Here is a 23,585-nt window from a genome sequence, read left to right as displayed (position 1 = left end):
TGGGAGAGGGTCGGGGTGAGGGCAACAGGCCGCACTCCCCGACAAAACACTACGGGCGATACACCTTCACATTCGCAAAGCCCTGCTCGCGCAGATAAAGCGCCTGCAGGCGGCTCATCACCCCACGCTCACACCACAGCAGATACGTTTTGCTCTGATCGAGGTCGCCAAATTTAGTGCTCAGCTTGTAGAACGGCAGCGAAACCACCTCCACGCCTTCCACCTGCAGCGGCTTGTCATCCTGCTCGTCAATGGAGCGGATATCCAGAATCGCATCGTTAGCGCCGAAACCGCTCACGGTTTCAACTTCAACCACTTCCTGCTCGGTCTGCTGGGCAATCTCGCGGATATCAATGTTGGACGCTTCCGCCACCACTTTTTCCAGAATGCTGAAGTCGAAATTCTCTTCTTCCGCTTCGATCTTCGCCTTCACCGCTTTCACCGTCGGGCTTTTTGAGATCACGCCGCAGTATTCCGGCATGGTACGGGCAAAATCTTCGGTGCCGATTTCGCGCGCCAGGTCGATGATGTGCTCTTTATCGTGGGAGATCAGCGGACGCAGGATCAGCGTATCAGAGACGTTGTCGATCAGACGCAGGTTGGTCAGCGTCTGGCTGGAGACCTGGCCCAGCGCTTCGCCGGTGACCAGCGCCTGCACACCGTAGCGTTCCGCCACTTTGGACGCCGCACGCACCATCATGCGCTTCAGCACCACGCCCATCTGGCCGTCGTCCACTTTCTCAAGGATTTCACCGACCACAGGTTCGAAGTTGATCGCCACAAAACGCACGCGGTGGGAGCTGCCGAAGCGGTTCCACAGGTAATGCGCCACCTGACGTACGCCGATTTCGTGCGCCGCGCCGCCCAGGTTGAAGAAGCAATAGTGCACGCGGCAGCCGCGACGCATCAGCATATAGCTGGAGACGCCGGAGTCGAAGCCGCCGGAGATCAGGGACAATACGTCTTCCTGGGTGCCAATCGGGAAGCCGCCGATGCCTTCATAGCGCCCTTTCACCAGTAGCAGGCGATCGTTTTCGATCTCCAGGTTCACGGTCACGTCCGGGTTGGTCAGACGTACGCGCGCCGTTTCAACGTGCTGGTTCAGACCGCCGCCAACGTAACGTTCCACTTCAATGGAGCTGAATTCGTGCTTGCCGCGACGCTTCACGCGCACGCAGAAGGTTTTGCCTTCGATCTGATCGCGGTACTGGACCAGCGCTTTCTCGAAGATGTCGTGCATATCGCTGAACGGAACATCTTCCACTTCCAGGATATGGTGGATCCCCGGAATACGGGTCAGCGCGTCGCGAATATCCTGACGTTTGTTTTCGTCTTTGGCGCGCACTTCAACGTGGTCCCAGTGGCGCACCACGGCGAGGGTTTCGTCGTAGTGCTTTAATACGTTACGAATGTTCCCGGTGAGAATTTTAATAAAGCGCAAACGCACAGATTGGCTTTTGATGGTGATTTCAGGGAACAATTTAATGATAAACTTCATGGCGGCAATGTTTCTTAGGCAAGCGTATTAAGGCTTGTAATGGAAAAGAGTACAGCAGCCCACACCCGTGGCTGCATCCAGGCGCGCAAGTATACCACCATCGCGCCGCTCCTGTGCACATTGCGCGTTATTTGATAATTGCCCTGAGTCCGTTACCATGTCGGGGCTGAGAATATAAGAGTCAATTCACTATGCCGAAGAAGAACGACGCACCGGCCAGTTTCGAAACTGCGCTGAGTGAACTGGAGCAAATCGTTACCCGTCTTGAGAGCGGCGATCTCCCGCTGGAAGAAGCGCTCAACGAATTCGAGCGCGGCGTGCAGCTGGCGCGCCAGGGGCAGGTCAAACTGCAGCAGGCCGAGCAGCGCGTGCAGATCCTGCTCTCCGACAGCGAAGAGGCGAAAACCACGCCTTTCACACCGGACGCCGAGTAAATGGATTTTGCCAACGAGCTTCAGGCGCGCGTCGTGCGCGCCAACGACGCCCTGCGCCGATTTATTGCGCCACAGCCTTTTCAGAACACTCCACTGGTTGAAGCCATGCACTATGGCGCACTCTTGGGTGGAAAGCGCCTGCGCCCGTTTCTGGTGTACGCCACCGGCAATATGTTTGGTATCAGCGATAACACGCTGGACGCCCCGGCAGCCGCCGTTGAGTGCATTCACGCCTACTCGCTGATTCACGACGATCTTCCGGCGATGGACGACGACGATCTGCGTCGGGGTCAGCCAACCTGCCACATTAAGTTTGGCGAGGCGAATGCCATTCTGGCGGGTGATGCCCTGCAAACGCTGGCGTTCTCCATTCTGAGCGACGCGCCGATGGCGGAAGTAAGCGACCGCGACCGCCTGGCGATGATCTCCGAACTGGCGATGGCCAGCGGTGTGGCCGGCATGTGCGGCGGTCAGGCGCTGGATCTTGAAGCGGAAGGACGTCAGGTTAATCTGGAACAGCTGGAGCGTATTCACCGCCATAAGACGGGCGCGCTTATTCGTTCCGCCGTTCGCCTGGGCGCGCTGAGCGCGGGTGAGCAAGGGCGCAAAGCCCTGCCGATTCTGGACAGATACGCAGAAAGTATCGGTCTGGCATTCCAGGTTCAGGATGACATTCTGGATGTGGTGGGCGATACTGCAACATTGGGTAAACGTCAGGGTGCCGACCAGCAGCTTGGCAAAAGTACCTACCCCGCCCTGCTGGGACTTGAGCAAGCCCAACGTAAAGCCCGGGATCTGATTGACGATGCCCGCCGGTCGCTGAATGAGCTGGCCGCGCAATCGCTGGATACCTCGGCACTGGAAGCGCTAGCGGACTATATAATCCAGCGTAATAAATAAACTATATATCTCGATGAGCCTTTGATGAGTTTTGATATTGCCAAATACCCGACACTGGCGTTAGTTGACTCCACCCAGGAGTTACGTCTGTTGCCGAAAGAGAGCCTGCCGAAGCTGTGCGACGAGCTGCGTCGCTACCTGCTCGACAGCGTAAGCCGCTCCAGCGGCCATTTCGCCTCCGGGCTTGGCACGGTAGAGCTGACCGTGGCGCTGCACTACGTCTATAACACGCCGTTCGATCAGCTTATCTGGGACGTGGGCCACCAGGCCTATCCGCACAAAATTCTGACCGGACGTCGCGATAAAATTGGCACTATTCGCCAGAAAGGCGGCCTGCACCCCTTCCCGTGGCGCGGAGAGAGCGAGTATGACGTACTGAGCGTCGGCCACTCCTCGACCTCCATTTCTGCGGGCATCGGTATTGCCGTTGCCGCCGAAAAAGAGAACAAGCAGCGCCGCACCGTCTGCGTGATTGGCGACGGTGCCATTACCGCCGGTATGGCCTTCGAGGCCATGAACCACGCAGGCGACATCAAGCCGGACATGCTGGTTATCCTTAACGATAACGAAATGTCGATCTCCGAAAACGTCGGCGCGCTGAACAACCATCTTGCGCAGCTGCTTTCAGGCAAGCTCTACTCCTCGCTGCGCGAAGGCGGCAAAAAAGTTTTCTCCGGCGTACCGCCGATTAAAGAGTTGCTCAAACGTACCGAAGAACACATCAAAGGTATGGTCGTACCGGGCACCCTGTTTGAAGAGCTGGGCTTTAACTATATTGGCCCGGTTGACGGCCATGACGTGCTGGGTCTGGTGACCACGCTCAAGAACATGCGCGACCTGAAAGGCCCGCAGTTCCTGCACATCATGACCAAAAAAGGGCGTGGCTACGAGCCGGCGGAAAAAGATCCGATCACCTTCCACGCGGTGCCGAAATTCGATCCGTCCAGCGGCTGTCTGCCAAAAAGCAGCGGCGGCATGCCGAGCTATTCCAAAATTTTCGGCGACTGGCTGTGCGAAACCGCAGCGAAAGACAACAAGCTGATGGCGATCACTCCGGCCATGCGTGAAGGCTCCGGCATGGTGGAGTTCTCCAGAAAATACCCTGACCAGTATTTCGACGTTGCTATTGCCGAGCAGCATGCGGTGACGTTTGCAGCTGGCCTGGCGATTGGCGGCTACAAGCCGGTTGTCGCTATCTATTCCACCTTCCTGCAGCGCGCCTACGATCAGGTTATCCACGACGTGGCCATCCAGAAGCTGCCGGTGCTGTTTGCTATCGACCGCGCGGGCATCGTCGGTGCCGACGGCCAGACGCACCAGGGCGCGTTCGATCTCTCCTTCCTGCGCTGTATCCCGGATATGGTTGTCATGACGCCAAGCGACGAGAACGAATGTCGTCAGATGCTGTTTACCGGCTACCACTATCAGGATGGCCCAAGCGCGGTTCGCTACCCGCGCGGCAATGCAGTGGGCGTCGAGCTGCTGCCGCTGGAAAAACTGCCGATCGGTAAAGGTCTGGTGAAGCGTCGCGGTGAGAAAGTGGCGATCCTGAACTTCGGCACGCTGATGCCGGAGGCGGCGAAAGCGGCTGAAACGCTGAATGCTACCCTGGTGGACATGCGCTTTGTGAAGCCGCTGGATGAGTCCCTGATTCTGAATATGGCTGAGACGCACGACGTGCTGGTTACGCTGGAAGAAAACGCCATTATGGGCGGCGCGGGCAGCGGCGTGAATGAGGTGCTGATGGCAAACCGTAAGGCCGTTCCTGTGCTAAACCTCGGCCTGCCGGACTACTTCATTCCGCAAGGTACCCAGGACGAAGCGCGCGCGGCGATTGGCCTGGACGCTGCCGGTATCGAAGCCAAAATCCGCAGCTGGCTGGCATAACCCCTCCCCCTTTTCTGCTCCTGCTATGCTTAAACCTCATGTTTAAAACAGCAGGAGCGGACCGTGCAATACACAACATTAGGAAAAACCGACCTTAGCGTTTCCCGGCTTTGCCTGGGCTGCATGACCTTTGGCGAGCCCGATCGGGGAAACCACGCCTGGACGCTGCCGGAAGAGAGCAGCCGCCCGATAATCAAACGCGCCATCGAGGGCGGCATTAACTTCTTTGACACCGCCAACAGCTACTCCGACGGCAGCAGCGAGGAGATTGTCGGCCGCGCCCTGCGCGATTTTGCCCGCCGGGATGACATCGTCGTTGCCACCAAGGTCTACTATCCAGTGGGCGACCTGGCTGAGGGCCTGTCTCGCGCGCAGATCCTGCGCTCCATTGATGACAGCCTCAGACGCCTGAACATGGAGTACGTCGACCTGCTGCAAATACACCGCTGGGATTACAACACGCCGATCGAGGAGACGCTTGAGGCGCTCAACGACGTGGTGAAAGCCGGTAAGGTACGCTATATCGGCGCATCGTCTATGCACGCGTCGCAGTTTGCTCAGGCGCTGGATCTCCAGGCGCAGCACGGATGGGCGCGCTTTGTCACCATGCAGGATCACTACAACCTGATCTACCGGGAAGAAGAACGCGAGATGCTGCCGCTGTGCCATCAGGAAGGCGTGGCGGTGATCCCGTGGAGCCCGCTGGCGCGCGGTCGATTAACCCGCCCGTGGGGAGAAACCACGGCTCGTCTGGTATCGGATGAAGTGGGAAAAAATCTTTATTCCGGTACCGAAGCCAGCGATGCGTTGATTGCCGAACGGTTAGCCGGAATTGCCGATGATACCGGCGCCACCCGCGCGCAGGTGGCGCTGGCTTGGCTGTTGGGCAAGCGCGGGGTTGCGGCACCGATTATCGGCACATCGCGGGAAGAACAGCTGGATGAGCTGCTGAATGCGGTTGATATCACGCTTACGCCGGAGCAGGTTGCCGAGCTGGAAACGCCGTATCAGCAGCATCCGGTGGTGGGGTTTAAATAAGCCCTCACCCTAACCCTCTAATCCGTAGGCCGGGTAAGGCGTAGCCGCCACCCGGCAATACAAAGGCACAAACTCACGCGAAGTGATCGTACCCTTTCCAGTCCAGCGTAACGGGCGCACCGTCTTTCACAAACTTCAGCCCTTCACTCTCTGGCATGATCTGACCGATACAGGTAAATTTCGCGCCGAGATGCGCTAACGCCACGTCCAGCGTTCCACGGTTCAGCTCAGGAACGGTGAAGCACAGCTCGTAATCCTCGCCGCCGGATAGCGCCCAGCGCAGCGCCTGCTCAGGCTCTACATGGCGAAGCAGTTGCTCAGACAGCGGGAAGAGATCCAGGTCAACGCGCGCGCCCACGCCGCTGGCCTTCAGGATATGCCCGAGGTCCGAGATCAGCCCGTCAGAGAGATCGATAGCCGAGCTGGCCCGCTCGCGCAGTGCCTGACCGTGCAGAATGCGCGGCGTTGGGCGAAGGTGGCGTTTCACCAGATATGCCGCATCGTCAGCGTCCTTCACGGTTAAGCGATCCTGAAGGATCGCCAGCCCTGCCGCGCTGTCTCCCGGCGTACCGGTCACATAGATCCAGTCGCCCGGTTTAGCGCCCGAGCGCTTCAGCGCGCGACCGAACGGCACATAGCCGTGGATCGCCAGCGTCATCGACAGCGGCCCGGCAGTGGTATCACCGCCTATCAGCTGCATATCATAGTAGCTAAGCTGCTCAAACAGCGCATCGCTAAAGGCTTCCAGCCAGGCTTCATCCACCTCTGGTAGCGTCAGAGCCAGCGTCAGCCAGGCAGGATCGGCCCCCATAGCCGCCAGATCGCTGACGTTCACCGCCAGGGCTTTATACGCCAGATCGGCAGGATCGATATCGGGCAGGAAATGACGTCCGCACACCAGGGTGTCGGTGCTGATTGCCAGCGTCTGCTTTTCAGGAATATTGAGAAGTGCACAGTCATCGCCAATGCCGGTTTCAACATCAAGACGAGAGGTTCTGACACGGTCGAAATAACGGGCAATCAGGGAGAATTCGCCGCATGCCATACGTTATGCCTCAGCAAATAAAAGAAAAAACCGGAGCCGCACTGCCCGTCAGGCAATGCAGGACTCCGGTTTGCGGATCACTTTTTGTGGGGACGGATCGCAGGTGCTGCTTTATCAAGTACGCCGTTAACAAACTTGTGGCTGTCTTCAGCGCCGAAGGTTTTCGCCAGTTCGATCGCTTCGTTGATGGCCACTTTGTACGGGACATCATCACGTTTAGACAGCTCAAACAGCGCGATACGCAACACTGCTTTTTCCACCTGGCCCAGCTCTTCGAGCAGACGGGACAGGTATGGCTTCATCAGGCCATCGAGATACGCGCTATTAGTCGCCACTCCCGACAGCAGTTCACGGAAGTACAGAACGTCAACGTCTTTCACGTCCTGTTCTGACAGGAACTGGTATTCAACATCAGCGATGTCGTTCTGGGACAACTGCCAGGAGTAAAGTGCCTGGACGGCACATTCACGGGCGCGGCGACGAGCAGCAGGTTTCACGGAATTCCCCTTACAAAAAAATCAGGCCTTGATGGCTTTCAATACATTGATCATTTCAAGCGCGGTCAGTGCAGCTTCTGCACCTTTGTTACCGGCTTTGGTGCCAGCACGTTCGATGGCTTGTTCAATACTTTCGGTGGTCAGCACGCCGAACGCGACAGGAATTTCAGCATCCTGCGCAACGTGTGCCAGACCGTTGCTTGCACCGCCCGCAACGTATTCGAAGTGCGCAGTGCCGCCACGAATAACAGTACCCAGCGCAATCACCGCGTCGTATTTACCGGTTTTCGCCAGCGCGCCCGCCGCCAGTGGCAGTTCATAAGCGCCTGGAACCCAAACAACGGTAATGTTGTCATCTTTAACCTGGCCGATACGTTTCAGGGCGTCAATCGCACCTTCCAGCAGGCTGTCGTTGATGAAGTTGTTGAAACGCGCAATGGTGATGGCGACGCGAGCGTCCGGGGTAGCTACAGCAGCTTCAATAATGTTCATACTCTTCCTTTACGGGTTCATTTGGCCCCGCAGGGGGGCGGATTTTATCATAATACTTTGCGCACTGCTTCCCTATTTCGGGAGCAATTACGCTGTCGTTAAATGGAGGCAGACATCCGGACCCACCGGACGAATCTCGCTGAATGTGAGTTGCGGTGCGTCGGCCAGTTTTTCAAGGCCGGGCAGCACAAACAAGCCGCGCGCGTCGTGACCTAACAGTTTAGGTGCAACGTAGACGAGCAGTTCATCCACCAGCCCCGCCTGAAGCAGCGCGCCGGCAAGCGTCGGACCAGCTTCGACCCAGATGCTGTTCACCTGCTGCTTGCCGAGCAGCATCATCAGCACCACCAGATCCAGATGCCCGTTATGCTCCGGCACCATAACGCTGCGCACGCCTTCCGGCCAGTCGCGCGTATCTTCCCTCGTGCGCGCAATCCAGGTTTCACCCGGCTGCTGGACGATGCGGTGCTGCGGCGTTACGCGGTTCTGGCTATCAATAACAATACGCAGCGGCTGACGCAGGTTCTCCTGCGGATAAAGCGCCTGGGTATCGGCATTCAGTTCATCCCAGCGCACGGTCATGGCCGGATCGTCAGCCAGGACCGTTTCACTGCTGGTGAGGATAGCATGGCTTTGCGCGCGCAGACGTTGCACATCGCACCTTGCCTGTGGCGAAGTTACCCACTGGCTTTCGCCGTTTGCCATCGCCGTACGGCCGTCCAGCGAGGCGCCCAGCTTGAGCTGAATATACGGGAACCCTGTGCGCATGCGCTTCAGGAAGCCTTTGTTGAGGGCTTCGGCGTCCTGCATCATCAGCCCATGGCTGACGTCAATCCCTTCCTGCTGCAGGCGATACAGGCCGCGTCCGGCCACCTGCGGATTCGGGTCCTGCATCGATGCGACCACGCGTGAAACGCCCGCAGCAATCAGCGCTTCACAGCACGGCGGCGTACGCCCGTGATGGCTGCAGGGCTCCAGCGTCACATAGGCGGTGGCGCCGCGCGCCTTCTCGCCGGCCATGCGCAGCGCATGAACCTCCGCATGCGGCTCGCCTGCGCGATAGTGAAAACCCTCCCCCACGACCTCGCCATCTTTCACGATAACGCACCCGACGTTCGGGTTGGGATGGGTGGTAAAACGACCGCGCTGCGCCAGCTTCATGGCTCGCGCCATGTACATCTCATCGTGCATGAGCTTAATCCTGTAAGCGGGCGATCTCTTCGCCAAACTCTTTGATGTCTTCGAAGCTGCGGTAGACCGAAGCGAAGCGGATATAGGCGACCTTATCGAGCTTTTTCAGCTGCTCCATCACCAGGTTGCCGATCATTTTGCTCGGCACTTCACGCTCGCCAAGGCCACGCAGGTAAGATTTAATGTGGTTTAGCGCCATTTCGACGTCATCCGCGCTGACGGGCCGTTTTTCGAGGGCCTTCAGCATTCCGCTGCGCAGTTTCTCTTCGTTAAACGGCTCGCGCACGTCGTTACTTTTTACCACGCGCGGCATTACCAGCTCTGCAACCTCAAAGGTCGTGAAACGCTCGTTGCACACCAGACACTGCCGACGACGGCGCACTGAAGACCCTTCGCCCACAAGACGAGAGTCGATGACTTTGGTATCCACAGCGGAGCAGAATGGGCAATGCATACGGTATCCCTGTTATCTGGTTAACTGATTTTCATTTTACCCTGATCTGGCCTGACAACAAAGGAAGAGCTTTTTTGAGACAAAGGATCTATGTCTGGCGACGCGTTGCTGGCTACCATTATGGGGATCCGTTATTTCAAGGAAATAAACGCTATGACAAGACGTTACCTGAGAATTTTACTGGTGGGGAGCCTCTTCACCCTCAGTGCCTGTGCACAGCAAACCGAAGTTCGTCAGATGAAACAAAGCGTGAATACGCTCAACACGGCGATGGACAAACTGAACAAAGAAACGGTGAAGATCACCCAGCAAAACGCGCTGAACGCCAAATCCAGCAGCGGGGTGTACCTGCTGCCGGGGGCAAACACGCCTGCTCTGCTCAACAGCCAGATTGGCACGCTGAAAATGTCGCTGGTGAACGTGGCGGCGAATGCGGATGGTACGCGCGCAACATTGCGTATTCATGGCGAATCTAACGATCCGCTGCCAGCCTTTAGCGGTACCGTCGAATGGGGACAGATCCAGGGCACCACGGAGAATTACCAGGAGGTGAATGTGAAGAATCAGCTGTTCACCGCTCCGGCCAGCGTGTTAGCGCCCAGCGATGTGGATATTCCGCTTCAGTTAAGCGGCCTTACGCCTGAGCAGTTAGGCTTTATCCGCATTCACGATATCCAACCCGCCGCGCAGTAATCCCCTCCTTTTGAGCGGAGTGAAATGTCACTCCGCTAACATTTACATTTCGTATGGATTGGCAACAGAAATGATTGCCGCTACAATCCCGGCCGTTTAAAGTACGCAAACGTGAACGCAATCGATTACGCGTGTGAGAGATATGTGAAACAACACATATTTTTGTGAGCAGGGATTCCTATAATAGGCACCGCAGAAACACGAAATATTTAGAAACGCAATTCGCGCATTTTTCACTCCCGGAAGGGAATTTCAATCAGTGGCATGATTATGAAAAAAACATTACTCGCAGCCGGTGCAGTTCTGGCACTTTCCTCCTCTTTCACTGTTAACGCAGCGGAAAACGAGAAACCACAATACCTCTCCGACTGGTGGCACCAGAGCGTTAACGTGGTAGGCAGCTACCACACCCGTTTCGGACCACAGATCCGCAACGATACCTACCTGGAGTACGAAGCATTCGCCAAGAAAGACTGGTTTGATTTCTATGGCTATATGGATGCACCGGTCTTCTTCGGTGGTAACTCTCAGGCTAAAGGTATCTGGAACCACGGTTCCCCACTGTTCATGGAGATCGAACCGCGCTTCTCCATCGACAAGCTGACCGGCACCAATCTAAGCTTCGGTCCGTTTAAAGAGTGGTACTTCGCGAACAACTATATCTACGACATGGGCCGCAACGAGTCCGGTCGTCAGAGCACCTGGTATATGGGTCTGGGTACCGACATCGACACGGGCCTGCCAATGAGCCTGTCCCTGAACGTATACGCGAAATATCAGTGGCAGAACTACGGTGCTGAAAACCAGAACGAGTGGGATGGCTACCGTTTCAAAGTGAAATACTTTGTTCCAATTACCCAACTCTGGGGCGGTAACCTGAGCTACATCGGCTTCACCAACTTCGACTGGGGTTCAGATCTGGGCGATAAGAGCGGTTACGCAGAGAACGGTATTAAGCAGCGTACCAATGACTCCATCGCCTCCAGTCACATCCTGGCGCTGAACTACGATCACTGGCACTACTCTGTTGTGGCACGTTACTGGCACAACGGCGGCCAGTGGAACGACGACGCTAAACTGGTATGGATGAACGAACACGTTCGTTCTACCGGCTGGGGTGGTTACCTGGTCGTAGGTTACAACTTCTAATCAGTGCGGGACCGTGCGGGCTGATGCCCTCACCCTGCCCCTCTCCCACAGGGAGAGGGAACAAATACTAAAAACGGCAACACACGTTGCCGTTTTGCTTTTACCTCGCCACCCGGCTTTTTACTGCCTCACCTTCCGCAAAAAATCCGCCAAAGACCTGTCCGCACTCTCGCTGAAACGCCTCTCCGTCTGCACAATATTGAGACACCGGTCGAGCCGAAAACAGCGGTAGTCATCGCGCCGTTCACACCACGCTGCCAGCAGCCAGCGCTCCCCCCAGAAGAACAAGCCCAGCGGCTGAACCTCACGTTTTGAGAGCTGCCCGGCTTCATCACGATAATGCAGCGCCAATACGCGCTGGGCGGAAATCGCCTGATGGATCATGTCAAAATCGCTGCGGGAGTGGCTTTGCATGCAAAAATCCGGGGCGTAGATCCGCGTCTGCTCCGCCTTTCGACGGTTCTCCTCGGGCAGGATAGCCAGCACCTTCTCCTGGGCCGACTCCAGCTCGCGCGACAGCGATTCGCCTCCCCAGGTTTTGAGCAGGCGAATCGCGACCATCAGCGCTTCGGATTCTTTATTTGTCAGCATCAGCGGCGGTAGATCAAAACCCGACATTAGCCGATATCCACTTCCTGCCTCGCCTTCCACCGGCACGCCGGAAAGCGACAGGTCGCGGATATCGCGGTAGACCGTGCGCTCGGACACGCCAAGCCGGTCCGCCAGATGCGCTGCCGTTGTCAGACGCCTGCCCCGCAGGATCTGCACAATCTGAAACAAACGGTCAGCGCGTCGGGTCATATCTCATTCCGCTCTCAGGCAGGTTGATGGAGGCCGACGCGGTTACCCTCGCTGTCGGTAAACAGTGCGATAGTGCCGATACCATGCGGCAGTTCCAGCGGGCCAAACACGCACTCGCCGCCCGCGGAGGCAATGCGATCGAGCGTCGCCGCCAGATTGTCAGTATGCAGGTAAATAATAGCGCCCTGCAAAGACGGTGTAACGCCGTCAAATTTTGCCAGCGCCCCACCGGTGGCGGGATCCTCATGCGGAAAAACCGCCAGCTCTGCGCAATCCATTTTCTCGCGACGCAGCGCGAGCTGCATGACCGGCTCATAAAATTTGATGGCGCGATCCATATCCGAGACCGGAATTTCAAACCAGTTAATTACGCTTTTCATACATCCTCCTGCCTGTTGTTTGGGTTCAGAAGGAGTCTACGACAGGGCTCCTGACAGCATACTGTCAGGAGTGTTTGTCAGGAGCAGATAAAAAAAATCCCGGTCAACAGACCGGGATTCCGATAACGCACTAAACGTCGCCTTACGGCAGAATGGACGGCTGATCCGCCCCTTCTTTTTCGACTTTCTGCTGGAGCAGGTGCTCGCGCTTCATACCGAGTTTCAGGGCCAGAGCGGACGCGACGTAGATGGACGACGCCGTACCGATGGAGACACCGATCAGCATGGTCAGCGAGAAGCCTTCCAGCACCGGGCCACCGAAGAGGAACAGCATCAGGATCACCATCAGGGTGGTACCGGATGTGATCAAGGTACGGTGCAGCGTCTGGGTCAACGACACGTTAAAGATTTCGTACGGCGTGCCGCGACGGATCTTACGGAAGTTTTCACGGATACGGTCAGATACCACGATACTGTCGTTCAGTGAGTAACCGATAACGGACATCAGGGATGCCACGATAGTCAGGTCAATCTCAATGTGGAACAGAGACAGTATGCCCATGGTGATCACCACGTCGTGCGCCAGAGCGATAACCACACCGGCCGCCAGTCGCCACTCGAAGCGGAAACCGACGTACACCAGGATGGAGATCAGCGCCACCAGCAGCGCCATGGCGCCGGTCTGCGCCAGGTCTGCACCCACGCTCGGGCCGACGAACTCAATACGCTTGACCGCCGCGCTCTGGCTGGTGGTCTCGTTAATGACCTGTACGACCTTACTGCCCAGCTCCTGGCTGCCGTTGGCATCGTGCACCGGCGGCATACGCACCATGATGTCGCGGCTGCTGCCGAAGTTCTGCAGCAGCGGCTCTTCAAAGCCCGCTTTCTGCAAAGACAGACGCATCTGGTCCATATCGACCGGTTTTTCCAGGGAGATCTCGATGACCGTACCACCGGTGAAATCCAGACCCCAGTTAAAGCCTTTCACGCCCATAACGATGATGGACAGAATCAGCAGTAAACCTGAAATGCCGAAGGCCCAGTAGTCCCAGCGCATAAAGTCCCAGACTTTACGGCCATGGTTCAATTGTTCAACAGTATATTCCTGTGCCACAACGCACTCCTCAGATAGACAGCTTTTTGACGCGCTTGCCGCCGTACAGCAGGTTCACGATGGCACGGGTGCCGACAATAGCGGTAAACATTGACGTTGCGACACCGATACCGGTTGTAATCGCAAAGCCTTTGATCGCGCCAGTACCCACTGCATACAGGATAAGAACCTTAATCAGTGTTGTTACGTTCGCATCGAAAATGGAGCTGAACGCGCCTTTATAGCCTTCGTCAATCGCCTGCTGAACAGAGCGACCGTTGCTCAACTCTTCTTTGATACGTTCGTTAATCAGTACGTTGGCGTCGACCGCCACCGCAAGGGTCAGAACGATACCCGCAATCCCCGGCATGGTCAGCGTCGCCCCCGGCAGCAGGGACATAATGCCGATGATCAGCACCAGGTTCGCGATCAGCGCGGACGTCGCAATCAGACCAAACTTCTTATAGAAGAAGATCATGAAGAGGATAGAGACCGCCAGACCGGCCAGACACGCTTCCAGACCCTGCTGGATGTTTTGCATACCCAGCGTTGGACCAATAGTACGTTCTTCAACAATCTGAATTGGCGCAATCAGCGCACCGGCACGCAGCAGCAGAGAGAGCTGACGCGCTTCGTTCGGGTTGTTAATACCGGTAATACGGAAGCTGTTACCCAGACGAGACTGGATGTTGGCGATGTTAATCACCTCTTCCTCTTTCACCAGCACCGCACGACCGTTTGCATCTTTCTTACCGCTGTCTTTGTACTCCACGAACAGGGTCGCCATCGGTTTACCGATGTTGTCCTTAGTGAAGTTAGACATGATGTTACCACCCGCGCTATCCAGCGAGATGTTAACCTGCGGCTGGTTGTACTCATCCTGGCTCGACGTGGAGTCGGTGATGTGGTCACCGGTCAGGATCACGCGCTTGTACAGCACAACCGGCTGACCTTCGCGGGTCTGTTTCACTTCGGAGTCACCCGGAATACGGCCAGACGCCGCGGCGGACTGGTCAACATTGGAGTTCACCAGACGGAATTCCAGCGTCGCGGTCGCACCGAGAATCTCTTTCGCACGCGCGGTATCCTGGATACCCGGCAGTTCAACCACGATACGGTCAGCACCCTGACGCTGTACCAACGGCTCAGCCACACCCAGCTGGTTCACACGGTTACGCAGAATGTTGATGTTCTGCTGAACGGCATATTCACGCGCTTCTTTCAGACGCGCATCGGTCATCACCGCACGCAGCTGGTTGCTGCCCTGAGAGGTGATCACCAGGTCACGGTGACGTTGGGTCAGGTAATCTACAGCCTGATCGCGCGCCGCGCTGTCGCGGAACGTGATGCTCATGCCGTAGTTATCTTCTTTACGCACGGTAGTGTATGGGATGCCTTTGTCACGCAGATCGCTGCGCAGGCTGTCGATATTCTGTTCCTGCAGCTTGCCGAGCGCGGTATCCATATCCACTTCCATCAGGAAGTGAACGCCGCCACGCAGGTCAAGACCGAGTTTCATTGGCTCTGCGTTCAGCGCAGCCAGCCAGCGAGGGGTTGCAGGAGCAAGGTTAAGCGCCACGACATATTTGTCACCCAGCACGCCCATCAGCGCTTCGCGAGCGCGGAGCTGCGTGTCGGTGGTGTCGAAGCGAGCAAGAATTGCACCCTCTTCCAGAGCCACAGACTTAGCGGTAATTTTTTCTTCTTGTAACGTTTTCTGGACCTGGATCAGCGTTTGCTCACTGGCGGCGACACCGCGCGCGCCAGTGATTTGAACAGCCGGATCCTCACCATACAGGTTGGGAAGCGCGTACAGCAGGCCGACGATAATCACGACGACCAGCATGATGTACTTCCACAAAGGATAACGGTTTAACACGGCAGTTCCCTTTGGGAAAAGTTGGGATTACAGCGCCTTCATAGTGCCTTTCGGCAGAACGGCAGCTACGAAGTCACGTTTGATAACCACTTCAGTGGTGTCGTTCAGGGCGATAGCAATGTAGCCGCTTTCAGCCACTTTGGTTACGCGGCCGACCAGACCACCGTTGGTCAGCACTTCATCGCCTTTCGCGATGGAGTCCATCAGCTTTTTGTGCTCTTTGGTACGCTTCTGCTGTGGGCGCAGGATCATGAAGTAGAAGATCAGACCGAACACAACCAGCATCAGGATCAGAGACATCGGGCTGCCCTGCGCCGGAGCACCTGTTGCCGCTACCGCATCAGAAATAAAAAAGCTCATTCAAATTCCCTCATTATTAATATTAATCAACGTTCAACGGTGGAACATCCCGCCCCTGACGTTGGTAAAAATCGGTCACGAAGCTCTCTAATTTACCCTCTTCGATAGCCTTGCGTAAACCAGACATTAAGCGCTGATAGTAGCGAAGATTATGAATCGTATTGAGACGCGCGCCCAAAATCTCGTTACAACGATCGAGATGATGCAGATACGCGCGAGAATAATTGCGACAGGTATAGCAATCGCACTCGGAATCGAGCGGGCTGGTGTCACTCTTATGCTTCGCGTTACGGATTTTCACCACGCCATCGGTAACGAACAGATGACCGTTACGCGCGTTGCGGGTTGGCATCACGCAGTCGAACATATCAATGCCGCGACGTACGCCTTCCACCAGATCTTCGGGTTTACCCACACCCATCAGGTATCGTGGTTTATCCGCCGGGATTTGCGGGCAGACGTGCTCCAGAATGCGGTGCATGTCCTCCTTCGGCTCACCCACAGCCAAACCGCCGACAGCGTAGCCATCAAAACCTATCTCTACCAGACCTTTAACAGAGATATCGCGTAAATCTTCGTAAACGCTGCCCTGAATAATGCCAAACAGCGCATTTTTGTTCTGCAGGGAGTCAAAACGGTCGCGGCTGCGCTTCGCCCAGCGCAGAGACATCTCCATAGAGCGTTTCGCGTAGTCCCAGTCTGCCGGGTATGGCGTACATTCGTCGAAGATCATCACGATGTCAGAACCGAGATCGTACTGAATCTCCATCGACTTTTCTGGATCGAGGAAAATCGGATCGCCGTTGATCGGGTTACGGAAGTGTACGCCCTGCTCGGTGATCTTGCGGATATCGCCCAGGCTGAAGACCTGGAAGCCGCCGGAGTCGGTGAGGATCGGGCCTTTCCACTGCATAAAATCGTGCAGATCGCCGTGGAGCTTCATGATCTCCTGACCCGGACGCAGCCACAGGTGGAAGGTATTGCCGAGGATAATCTGTGCGCCAGTGGCTTCAACTTCTTCCGGCGTCATCCCTTTTACGGTGCCGTATGTGCCCACAGGCATAAACGCGGGGGTTTCCACCACGCCGCGATCAAACACCAGGCGACCGCGACGCGCGCGGCCATCGGTGGTATCAAGTTCAAATTTCATTTTTTCTCCGACGTCAGAAAAACAGTCCAACGTTGTAATACGGTGCCGCGGACTTATTCCCCGACACGCTCATTCAAAGCCAGCGGATTGTACGTGATAAACATCGCGTCCCCGTAGCTAAAAAAGCGATATTTTTGTTCTACCGCAGACTTGTAGGCGTTCATCGTATGCTGATAACCGGCAAACGCGGAGACCAGCATAATCAGCGTCGATTCAGGCAGATGGAAGTTGGTCACCAGCGCATCAATTACTTTGTACTGATAGCCCGGGTAGATAAAGATCTGCGTATCGCCAAAGAACGGCTCGATAAGATCGTTTTTCGCCGCCTGCGCGGCGCTCTCCAGTGAACGCACGGACGTCGTACCGACGGCCACGACGCGGCTACCCCGCGCTTTCGCCGCCAGCACCGCGTCCACCACATCCTGCGGCACTTCGGCATACTCGGAGTGCATGATGTGGTCTTCAATGCTGTCCACGCGCACCGGCTGGAAGGTGCCCGCGCCAACGTGCAGCGTCACAAACGCCATCTCAATGCCTTTGGCACGCAGCTTTTCCAGCAGCGGCTCATCAAAGTGCAGACCCGCCGTGGGTGCAGCCACCGCGCCTGGCTTCTGGCTGTAAACGGTCTGGTATAGCTCGCGGTCAGCCTCTTCGTCCGGGCGCTCAATGTACGGCGGCAGCGGCATATGGCCGATGGCGTTCAGGATATCGAGCACCGTACGCTCGTCGTTGAATTCCACCTCAAACAGCGCATCGTGGCGCGCGGTCATGGTCGCTTTAATGCTCTCGTCATCGCCGAGCAGCAGCTCCGCGCCCGGCTTCGGTGCCTTGGAGGCGCGAATATGTGCCAGAATGCGTTTATCATCGAGCATACGTTCGACCAGCACTTCAATCTTGCCGCCGCTGGCCTTACGGCCAAACAGGCGCGCCGGGATCACGCGGGTATTGTTAAAGACCAGCAGATCGCCAGGGTTGAGCTTGTCGAGCAAATCGGTGAAAGTACCGTGCGTCAGCTCGCCCGTTGGCCCATCCAGTGACAGTAAGCGACAGCTGCTGCGCTCAGGCATGGGATAGTGAGCAATCAGGGATTCAGGTAGTTCAAAGGAGAAATCGGCGACGCGCATGACGTATACTCGTGACTTAAAAACAGGCGGCATAGTCTAGTGCTCACACCCTTTTGCTGCAACAACTAGCCGCCACTGGACAAATAAAACGCATGAATTTTCTCGCTCACCTGCATCTCGCTCATCTCGCTGACAGCTCCCTTTCCGGCAATTTGCTGGCCGATTTTGTGCGCGGCAACCCCGCAGAGGACTATTCCCCTGAGGTTGTCGACGGGATTTTTATGCACCGCCGCATCGACGTGCTGACGGATAAGCTGCCGGAAGTGACGGAAGCCAAAGCGTGGTTTCGCCCTGAAACGCGCCGCGTTGCGCCGATCACGCTCGACGTGATGTGGGACCACTTCCTGTCGCGCCACTGGGAACAGCTGTCGCCGGAGATGCCGTTGCCGGCGTTTGTGCGCTACGCTCACCAGCAGGTGTCGATTATTCTGCCCGACTCGCCGCCGCGCTTTGTGAATCTGAATAACTACCTGTGGTCAGAACGCTGGCTGGAGCGCTATCGCGAGATGGATTTCATCCAGAATGTGCTGAATGGGATGGCAAGCCGCCGCCCGCGGCTGGATGCGCTGCGCGACTCCTGGTATGACCTGGATGAACATTACGATGCGCTGGAGAGCCAATTCTGGCAGTTCTATCCACGCATGATGGCGCAGGCGAAAAACAAACAGCTGTAACAGAATTCACATTGATAGGTAAAAGCTGGTGGAACGATTGTCACCACCTCTTTGTCTTATCCAGGAACACTCTCTATACTGGCTCGCGTTGCGTTCCAAATAACCTTAGTATCTACAGGAGAATCATATGGTTCTGGTAACTCGTCCGGCTCCGGATTTTACAGCTGCAGCAGTTCTGGGCAACGGTGAAATCGTTGAAAACTTCAACTTCAAACAGCACACCAACGGTAAAGCGACCGTTCTGTTCTTCTGGCCAATGGACTTCACTTTCGTTTGCCCGTCTGAGCTGATCGCGTTCGACAAACGTTATGAAGAATTCCAGAAGCGTGGCGTGGAAGTGGTTGGCGTCTCCTTCGACTCTGAATTTGTACACAACGCATGGCGTAACACCCCTGTCGAAAACGGCGGCATCGGTGCGGTGAAATACGCAATGGTTGCGGACATCAAACGCGAAATCCAGCAAGCTTACGGTATCGAACATCCGGACGCTGGCGTTGCGCTGCGCGGCTCCTTCCTGATCGACGCAAACGGCATCGTTCGTCACCAGGTTGTGAACGATCTGCCGCTGGGTCGTAACATCGACGAAATGCTGCGCATGGTTGACGCGCTGCAGTTCCACGAAGAGCACGGCGAAGTGTGCCCGGCTCAGTGGGAAAAAGGTAAAGAAGGTATGGCAGCTTCCCCAGACGGCGTAGCTAAATACCTGTCTGAGAACGTATCCAGCCTGTAATCGGCACGGTTTACGGAAGAGGCCCGCTTATGCGGGCCTTTTTTATGCCTTACGCTGCGTCTCTCGCCAGATGCGCCAGGCCATGACCGCCAACAGAATCACGCCCGCAATCAGCACACCCCACACCAGCAGCGCGTTCATCCTGCTCTCCCGCTCGGACGCAGAGGTCGCGGTCAGACGCCCCTCGCCGCCTAACGCGACATCATCCAGAATGTCGGCCTGCGGCAGGTTCGCCATATCATAGGTCTTGCGCAGCCCGGCAGGGATCAGCATGCCCGGCTCCACGCTGGCAGGTTTTGCCGCCCCGTTACCCCAGGCGAGCACGTACGGTGCTTTTCCCTGCGCGTTGAACACCAGGTCATAGCGATCGCGATGCCCGGTGACGCTCGGCAGGTACTCCGGCAGGCGCGCATTCAGCGTCGTGACTTTCACCGCCTGCACCAGGCCCCCGTTAAGCGAAACTGGTGGAGACGTTTTTCCCTCCAGACGGTAAAGAACCTCTTTTTTCAGGGGGTGCCATGCGTCTTTATCCGAACTCCGCCACGCTATCTCCACGGGAAGGACGCCATCGCCGTTCAGTGAGATGCTGACAGCACTCAGCGGCTGCGGACGCGCCCAGCGCCACTGCGCTTCGCTTGTCGATAGCTGCTCCCCTTCCCCCTCAAGGTCGATCGCTTCCGGGGCCGCCTGGGCAGGTGCGCTGATTGCGTTTACGCCGGTCAAGGTTATTCCCTGGCTCTGCGCGTTCAGCACCACCAGGAGATAGCGGTTCGTATCGGGAGACAAAACAATATCGGTATCGATCCGGTCCAGCTTAAGACGATCCTGCCCGCTCACCACGTCCAGCAGCGGCATATCCTCACGCAGGGTATACCAGCGCTTAAGATCCTCGCTGTAATAGACCGACGCCGTTCCCTGCCACGGCGTCTGAGGGGTATTCCAGAGCAGCTGTAATTGGGACAGCCTTATTTCCCCCGTATCCTGCTCCGGCAGAGTCAGCAGATAATGCTGGCCGGTTGCGGCGGCATTTTGTCCTTCAAGCACAATCTCAACGCCGTTTGCGGAACGGAGCAGGATCTTATCGCTCTCCTCACCCCCTCGCGCAGGCGCAAGGGGCGACGCGTCCAGCGGAAAGAGGCGCAGCGCCGTGGATTGCACTGCCGCCTGCGGGCGCGTCGCGGTAACCAGGCTGAAGGGAACCGGCTCGCCCGACTGATTAAAGACGCGAACGTCATGCAGATCCGGCGACGTGCTCTGCGCATAGACGGCGAGCGGCAGCGTCACCCGATACCACTGGGAAGGAGCAGACGTATCCAGCGAGCGGCCAAAGGCATAGTCCCGGGGCGATTCCGTTTGTACCTCTTCGCAGAACCCCGGGGCGGCAAGCGCCAGCAGCGCGGTACAGGCTACCGCTTTCATCCATTTCATTTTTCGTCTCCTGTTTTGGGCGGCAGCGGCGAGAAATACCCCACGATCAGCACCAGTATTGCCACGCCGATAAACGCCACCGCGCGTGACAGACCGCCTCCGCCCGCACTGTCTACCAGCATCAGTTTAACCATCACCACCCCCAGCAGCGCGGCACCGCCAAGCCACTCCTGACGGGAAGCCCGGCGGGTGGCGTGGACCATGATCACCAGCGCGCTCAGCATCCAGAACAGGGCAAACGAGGTCTGGATAAGCCGCGAATCCCACAGTGATGCCATATTCCAGGCCACGTCGCCGTACCAGGCCAGGGCGCGCATCAGCGCACCGTTAAGCCACCAGAAGCCAAACGCCATAATCGCGACGGCAGGCCACGGACGTGCCTGCGAGAGCAGCGCCGGGTAGTAGCGTTCCACCATCTGATAAAAGACCACCAGCCCCAGCAGCGCGAACGCCGCGCCTTCCTCAAGCGGATTCACCAGCGGCAGCCAGGTCTGACGGTAAACCACGCCGTCCTGGAAATTGGTCACCACCAGCAATACCAGCAGCGCCGCGACCACGGGGATCGGTGCTATACACGCGTAGAGTGCGGGCCACTCCCGGAACGGCCACCCGCGACGGCGTACCGCCGCAGAGAGCGCCATAATCACCCCGCCGCCTGCGGCCATTGCCAGCCCGCTGCCCCAGGCCGCCATGCCCCACGGCAGCGACCGGGCAAACCAGTAAAGCTCCGCCGCCAGCGCCAGTAAAATCATCCAGAACAGAGACAGATGCAGCCCCCCAGAGATGCGCGGCGCTAAACGGGCGCCGTCGCGCCGCAGCAGCATCAGCGCGGCAGGAAGCGCGATTCCCCAGGCCAGATTTGACCAGCCGGCGGCAAACATCTGCTGGTGCAAGAGCTGATAGCCCACCATCACCAGCATCAGCGGCCACAGCAGCCATTTGCTGGCATCCAGTTCCCGCCACGCCAGACGAGCCGCAGCCTGCCGCCAGCCCCAGACCGACGCCGCCGTCAGCGCCAGCACGCCTGCCAGAACAGGTAATTCCTGCTTCAACACCAGCCGCGACGCGCCAAATAGCGCCACGAGCCAGAACAGCAGCCCGCCTGCCAGCAGCGCCCAGCTAACCGGCAGAAAGAGGTTCCGCCACAGCCAGGCAGCAGCCAGCCAGCAAAGGCTGAGGATGGTGAAGATCAGCAGCAGGCTCAGCGACGTAACGCCATTCATCTGCGCCCACAGCGCGCTGCCGAGCGCCAGCACCAGCAGCGCCGTCCCGCTATAGCTCATGCGTCGCTGGTGCTGCTGCACGCCCAGCCAGAGGATACCCAGCCCCTCAAGCGCCCAGGCCATCGCCGTCCAGCGCGCGGAGAGCGCCAGCGGAATGGCGAGCGTGGCAAATCCGCCGCCGATGGCCAGCGCCGCCATCACCAGCGGTCGTCCGATGGAGGGATAGCGCCGCAGCGCAAGGAACGCGAGGGTAAGATAAAACGCCCCGTATCCCAGCGCGCTCAGGGCCGGGCCATATTCCCAGTGTCGGGTCATGCCGTACTGCATCCCAAAACCCACCAGCGGCGGGGCAAACAGCAGCACGCCGTCAATAATCTGCTTCCCTTTCTCCTGCGCCCTCAGCGACAGCGCTACGCTCAGCACGCCGAAGATCAGCGTATTGGCAATCAGGAACAGCTGGCAGATCCAATAGTCTTCAGGCTGGTAATCACTCAGCCCCCACAGGCCGCCCACGCCAAAGGTAAAGAGCAGTCCGAGCAGGTTAAGCTCGCGCCAGTGCTGCCAGATGCTGATGGCGAGAATGCCGATGGAAAGCAGGAGATAGAAGGAAAACAGCGCCACAAAGTTGCCGCCCCCGGTAGATAGCAGCAGCGGCGCGAGATATCCACCGAGGCTCGCCAGCATGGCAAGGCTCAACGCCTTTTGCAGCACCGCCAGCCCGACGCTCGCGGCGCAAATCACCACCAGCAGCGCAAAGGCCAGCGTCATCGGCAGCATCTGCCAGAGCCGGAAGGCGCCGAAGACCGTCAGGTAGAGAATGCCCGTCGCCCCGCCCTGTAAGATAAGCGCGTAGACCAGCTGCTTGTGCCGCAGCCGCCACCCAACCGCCAGCAGCACGATGGCAAACAGCGCCGTCGCCACCAGGCGTAGCTCAAGCGGGAACAGGGAGTGTTCAACGGTATAGCGCAGCAGGAAAGAGAGGCCGAGGAAGAGCAGCAGAATGCCAAGCTTCGCCAGGGGATTACCCTGCATAAACCAGCGCGCCAGCGACGTCACTATGCCACCAAAGGCAGAAGGCTGTTTAGCCGCTGACGCAGGGGCCGGAGCGGGTTCGGCCTCGATAGCGGGAATTTCGGGACGCCAGGGATCGACAGGCGCGGGAGCGTCCTCAGCCACCAGCGCGGTCACGACCGCCGGAGTAGCAGCTTGCACCTGTTCTGGCTCCGGCGCTATCTCTGCCGCGCCGCGCTGCTCAAGCGCCTCAATGCGCTGGCGTAGCCGGGCGATCTCCTGCTGTGCCGCCGTGCTTCGATTAAACCCGATAACCGCGAGCACGGGCGCAACCAGCAGCGCAAAAACCAGGAACAAACAGCCAAGGATGTAAAGCTCGTCCATGTTTCCACCTTCACCGTATACAATCCGTTAAGATTGACACAAATCGTTGCATTTGCGCCATCTTAAAAGG

General features: G+C 57.5%; 23 protein-coding genes. 8 read left to right on the top strand and 15 right to left on the bottom strand.

Annotation, left to right across the window (positions count from 1 at the left end; all coding sequences use genetic code 11):
- Positions 1–49: 49 nt before the first annotated feature.
- Positions 50–1,498, bottom strand: coding sequence for a tRNA uracil 4-sulfurtransferase ThiI (gene thiI, locus ACR42C_RS05055; protein WP_116341623.1), 1,449 nt, complete (start codon positions 1,496–1,498; stop codon positions 50–52).
- 191 nt (positions 1,499–1,689) lie between these two features.
- On the opposite strand from thiI, the gene xseB reads away from it, so the two are divergent.
- The 4 genes from xseB to ACR42C_RS05035 all read left to right on the top strand — a co-directional run bounded on the left by xseB (position 1,690) and on the right by ACR42C_RS05035 (position 5,757).
- Complete coding sequence (gene xseB, locus ACR42C_RS05050) at positions 1,690–1,932, top strand: exodeoxyribonuclease VII small subunit (RefSeq protein WP_045909783.1); 243 nt, start codon at positions 1,690–1,692, stop codon at positions 1,930–1,932.
- Complete coding sequence (gene ispA, locus ACR42C_RS05045) at positions 1,933–2,832, top strand: (2E,6E)-farnesyl diphosphate synthase (RefSeq protein ID WP_116341625.1); 900 nt, start codon at positions 1,933–1,935, stop codon at positions 2,830–2,832.
- Between the two features lie 24 nt (positions 2,833–2,856).
- Positions 2,857–4,719, top strand: a complete 1,863-nt coding sequence (dxs, locus tag ACR42C_RS05040) for a 1-deoxy-D-xylulose-5-phosphate synthase (RefSeq protein WP_116341627.1) — start codon at positions 2,857–2,859, stop codon at positions 4,717–4,719.
- Between the two features lie 63 nt (positions 4,720–4,782).
- The gene (locus ACR42C_RS05035) at positions 4,783–5,757 is read left to right on the top strand and encodes an aldo/keto reductase (protein WP_479984843.1); all 975 of its coding nucleotides are present in this window, start codon (positions 4,783–4,785) and stop codon (positions 5,755–5,757) included.
- 73 nt (positions 5,758–5,830) lie between these two features.
- On the opposite strand, the gene thiL is transcribed toward ACR42C_RS05035, so the two are convergent.
- The 5 genes from thiL to nrdR all read right to left on the bottom strand — a co-directional run bounded on the left by thiL (position 5,831) and on the right by nrdR (position 9,436).
- A complete protein-coding gene (gene thiL / locus ACR42C_RS05030) occupies positions 5,831–6,802 on the bottom strand; it encodes a thiamine-phosphate kinase (protein ID WP_479984842.1) in 972 nt (323 codons plus the stop codon).
- A 77-nt stretch (positions 6,803–6,879) separates the two neighbouring features.
- Complete coding sequence (gene nusB / locus ACR42C_RS05025) at positions 6,880–7,299, bottom strand: transcription antitermination factor NusB (RefSeq protein ID WP_006809908.1); 420 nt, start codon at positions 7,297–7,299, stop codon at positions 6,880–6,882.
- Positions 7,300–7,320: 21 nt separating this feature from the next.
- Entirely contained in the window at positions 7,321–7,791 is a 471-nt protein-coding gene (gene ribH / locus ACR42C_RS05020; protein ID WP_006176874.1) for a 6,7-dimethyl-8-ribityllumazine synthase, read from the bottom strand.
- A gap of 87 nt (positions 7,792–7,878) precedes the next feature.
- Entirely contained in the window at positions 7,879–8,982 is a 1,104-nt protein-coding gene (gene ribD / locus ACR42C_RS05015) for a bifunctional diaminohydroxyphosphoribosylaminopyrimidine deaminase/5-amino-6-(5-phosphoribosylamino)uracil reductase RibD (RefSeq protein WP_479984841.1), read from the bottom strand.
- 4 nt (positions 8,983–8,986) lie between these two features.
- A complete protein-coding gene (gene nrdR, locus ACR42C_RS05010) occupies positions 8,987–9,436 on the bottom strand; it encodes a transcriptional regulator NrdR (protein WP_008503337.1) in 450 nt (149 codons plus the stop codon).
- Between the two features lie 153 nt (positions 9,437–9,589).
- Between nrdR and ACR42C_RS05005 the strand changes: the two genes are divergently transcribed.
- The gene (locus tag ACR42C_RS05005; protein WP_116341803.1) at positions 9,590–10,129 is read left to right on the top strand and encodes a SadB/YajI family lipoprotein; all 540 of its coding nucleotides are present in this window, start codon (positions 9,590–9,592) and stop codon (positions 10,127–10,129) included.
- Positions 10,130–10,399: 270 nt separating this feature from the next.
- Positions 10,400–11,278 carry a nucleoside-specific channel-forming protein Tsx gene (locus ACR42C_RS05000; protein ID WP_116341805.1) on the top strand — a complete coding sequence of 293 codons (879 nt, stop codon included), beginning with the start codon at positions 10,400–10,402 and terminating at the stop codon, positions 11,276–11,278.
- A gap of 120 nt (positions 11,279–11,398) precedes the next feature.
- On the opposite strand, the gene ACR42C_RS04995 is transcribed toward ACR42C_RS05000, so the two are convergent.
- The 7 genes from ACR42C_RS04995 to queA all read right to left on the bottom strand — a co-directional run bounded on the left by ACR42C_RS04995 (position 11,399) and on the right by queA (position 18,065).
- A complete protein-coding gene (locus ACR42C_RS04995) occupies positions 11,399–12,079 on the bottom strand; it encodes a helix-turn-helix transcriptional regulator (RefSeq protein ID WP_116341636.1) in 681 nt (226 codons plus the stop codon).
- A 14-nt stretch (positions 12,080–12,093) separates the two neighbouring features.
- A complete protein-coding gene (locus tag ACR42C_RS04990) occupies positions 12,094–12,459 on the bottom strand; it encodes a VOC family protein (protein WP_008503341.1) in 366 nt (121 codons plus the stop codon).
- Between the two features lie 142 nt (positions 12,460–12,601).
- Positions 12,602–13,573 (bottom strand): protein translocase subunit SecF, encoded by a 972-nt coding sequence (gene secF / locus ACR42C_RS04985; RefSeq protein ID WP_028012143.1) that lies wholly within the window; start codon positions 13,571–13,573, stop codon positions 12,602–12,604.
- Between the two features lie 10 nt (positions 13,574–13,583).
- A complete protein-coding gene (gene secD / locus ACR42C_RS04980; RefSeq protein ID WP_071888278.1) occupies positions 13,584–15,431 on the bottom strand; it encodes a protein translocase subunit SecD in 1,848 nt (615 codons plus the stop codon).
- A gap of 27 nt (positions 15,432–15,458) precedes the next feature.
- Positions 15,459–15,791, bottom strand: a complete 333-nt coding sequence (gene yajC, locus ACR42C_RS04975) for a preprotein translocase subunit YajC (protein WP_000007630.1) — start codon at positions 15,789–15,791, stop codon at positions 15,459–15,461.
- A gap of 22 nt (positions 15,792–15,813) precedes the next feature.
- Positions 15,814–16,941: a tRNA guanosine(34) transglycosylase Tgt gene (tgt, locus tag ACR42C_RS04970; protein WP_045259930.1), complete on the bottom strand. Its 1,128-nt coding sequence runs from the start codon at positions 16,939–16,941 to the stop codon at positions 15,814–15,816.
- A gap of 53 nt (positions 16,942–16,994) precedes the next feature.
- A complete protein-coding gene (gene queA, locus ACR42C_RS04965) occupies positions 16,995–18,065 on the bottom strand; it encodes a tRNA preQ1(34) S-adenosylmethionine ribosyltransferase-isomerase QueA (protein ID WP_479984840.1) in 1,071 nt (356 codons plus the stop codon).
- 92 nt (positions 18,066–18,157) lie between these two features.
- On the opposite strand from queA, the gene acpH reads away from it, so the two are divergent.
- Both acpH and ACR42C_RS04955 read left to right on the top strand, forming a co-directional pair.
- Complete coding sequence (gene acpH, locus ACR42C_RS04960; RefSeq protein WP_116341640.1) at positions 18,158–18,739, top strand: ACP phosphodiesterase; 582 nt, start codon at positions 18,158–18,160, stop codon at positions 18,737–18,739.
- 127 nt (positions 18,740–18,866) lie between these two features.
- Entirely contained in the window at positions 18,867–19,469 is a 603-nt protein-coding gene (locus ACR42C_RS04955) for a peroxiredoxin C (protein ID WP_003859113.1), read from the top strand.
- 42 nt (positions 19,470–19,511) lie between these two features.
- Here ACR42C_RS04955 and ACR42C_RS04950 read toward each other — a convergent pair whose 3' ends face one another.
- Both ACR42C_RS04950 and ACR42C_RS04945 read right to left on the bottom strand, forming a co-directional pair.
- Positions 19,512–20,897 carry a DUF3999 domain-containing protein gene (locus ACR42C_RS04950; RefSeq protein ID WP_479984839.1) on the bottom strand — a complete coding sequence of 462 codons (1,386 nt, stop codon included), beginning with the start codon at positions 20,895–20,897 and terminating at the stop codon, positions 19,512–19,514.
- On the bottom strand, positions 20,894–23,515 hold the full coding sequence (locus tag ACR42C_RS04945) for a DUF2339 domain-containing protein (RefSeq protein WP_479984838.1): 2,622 nt from the start codon (positions 23,513–23,515) through the stop codon (positions 20,894–20,896). The genes ACR42C_RS04950 and ACR42C_RS04945 overlap by 4 nt, the downstream gene beginning before the upstream one ends.
- Positions 23,516–23,585 lie beyond the last annotated feature (70 nt).

This window comes from Enterobacter sp. MG-EB028 (genome assembly GCF_056673305.1).
The sequence above is the reverse complement of the archived record's forward strand: the minus strand, read 5'-3'. Positions and strand labels throughout refer to the sequence as shown.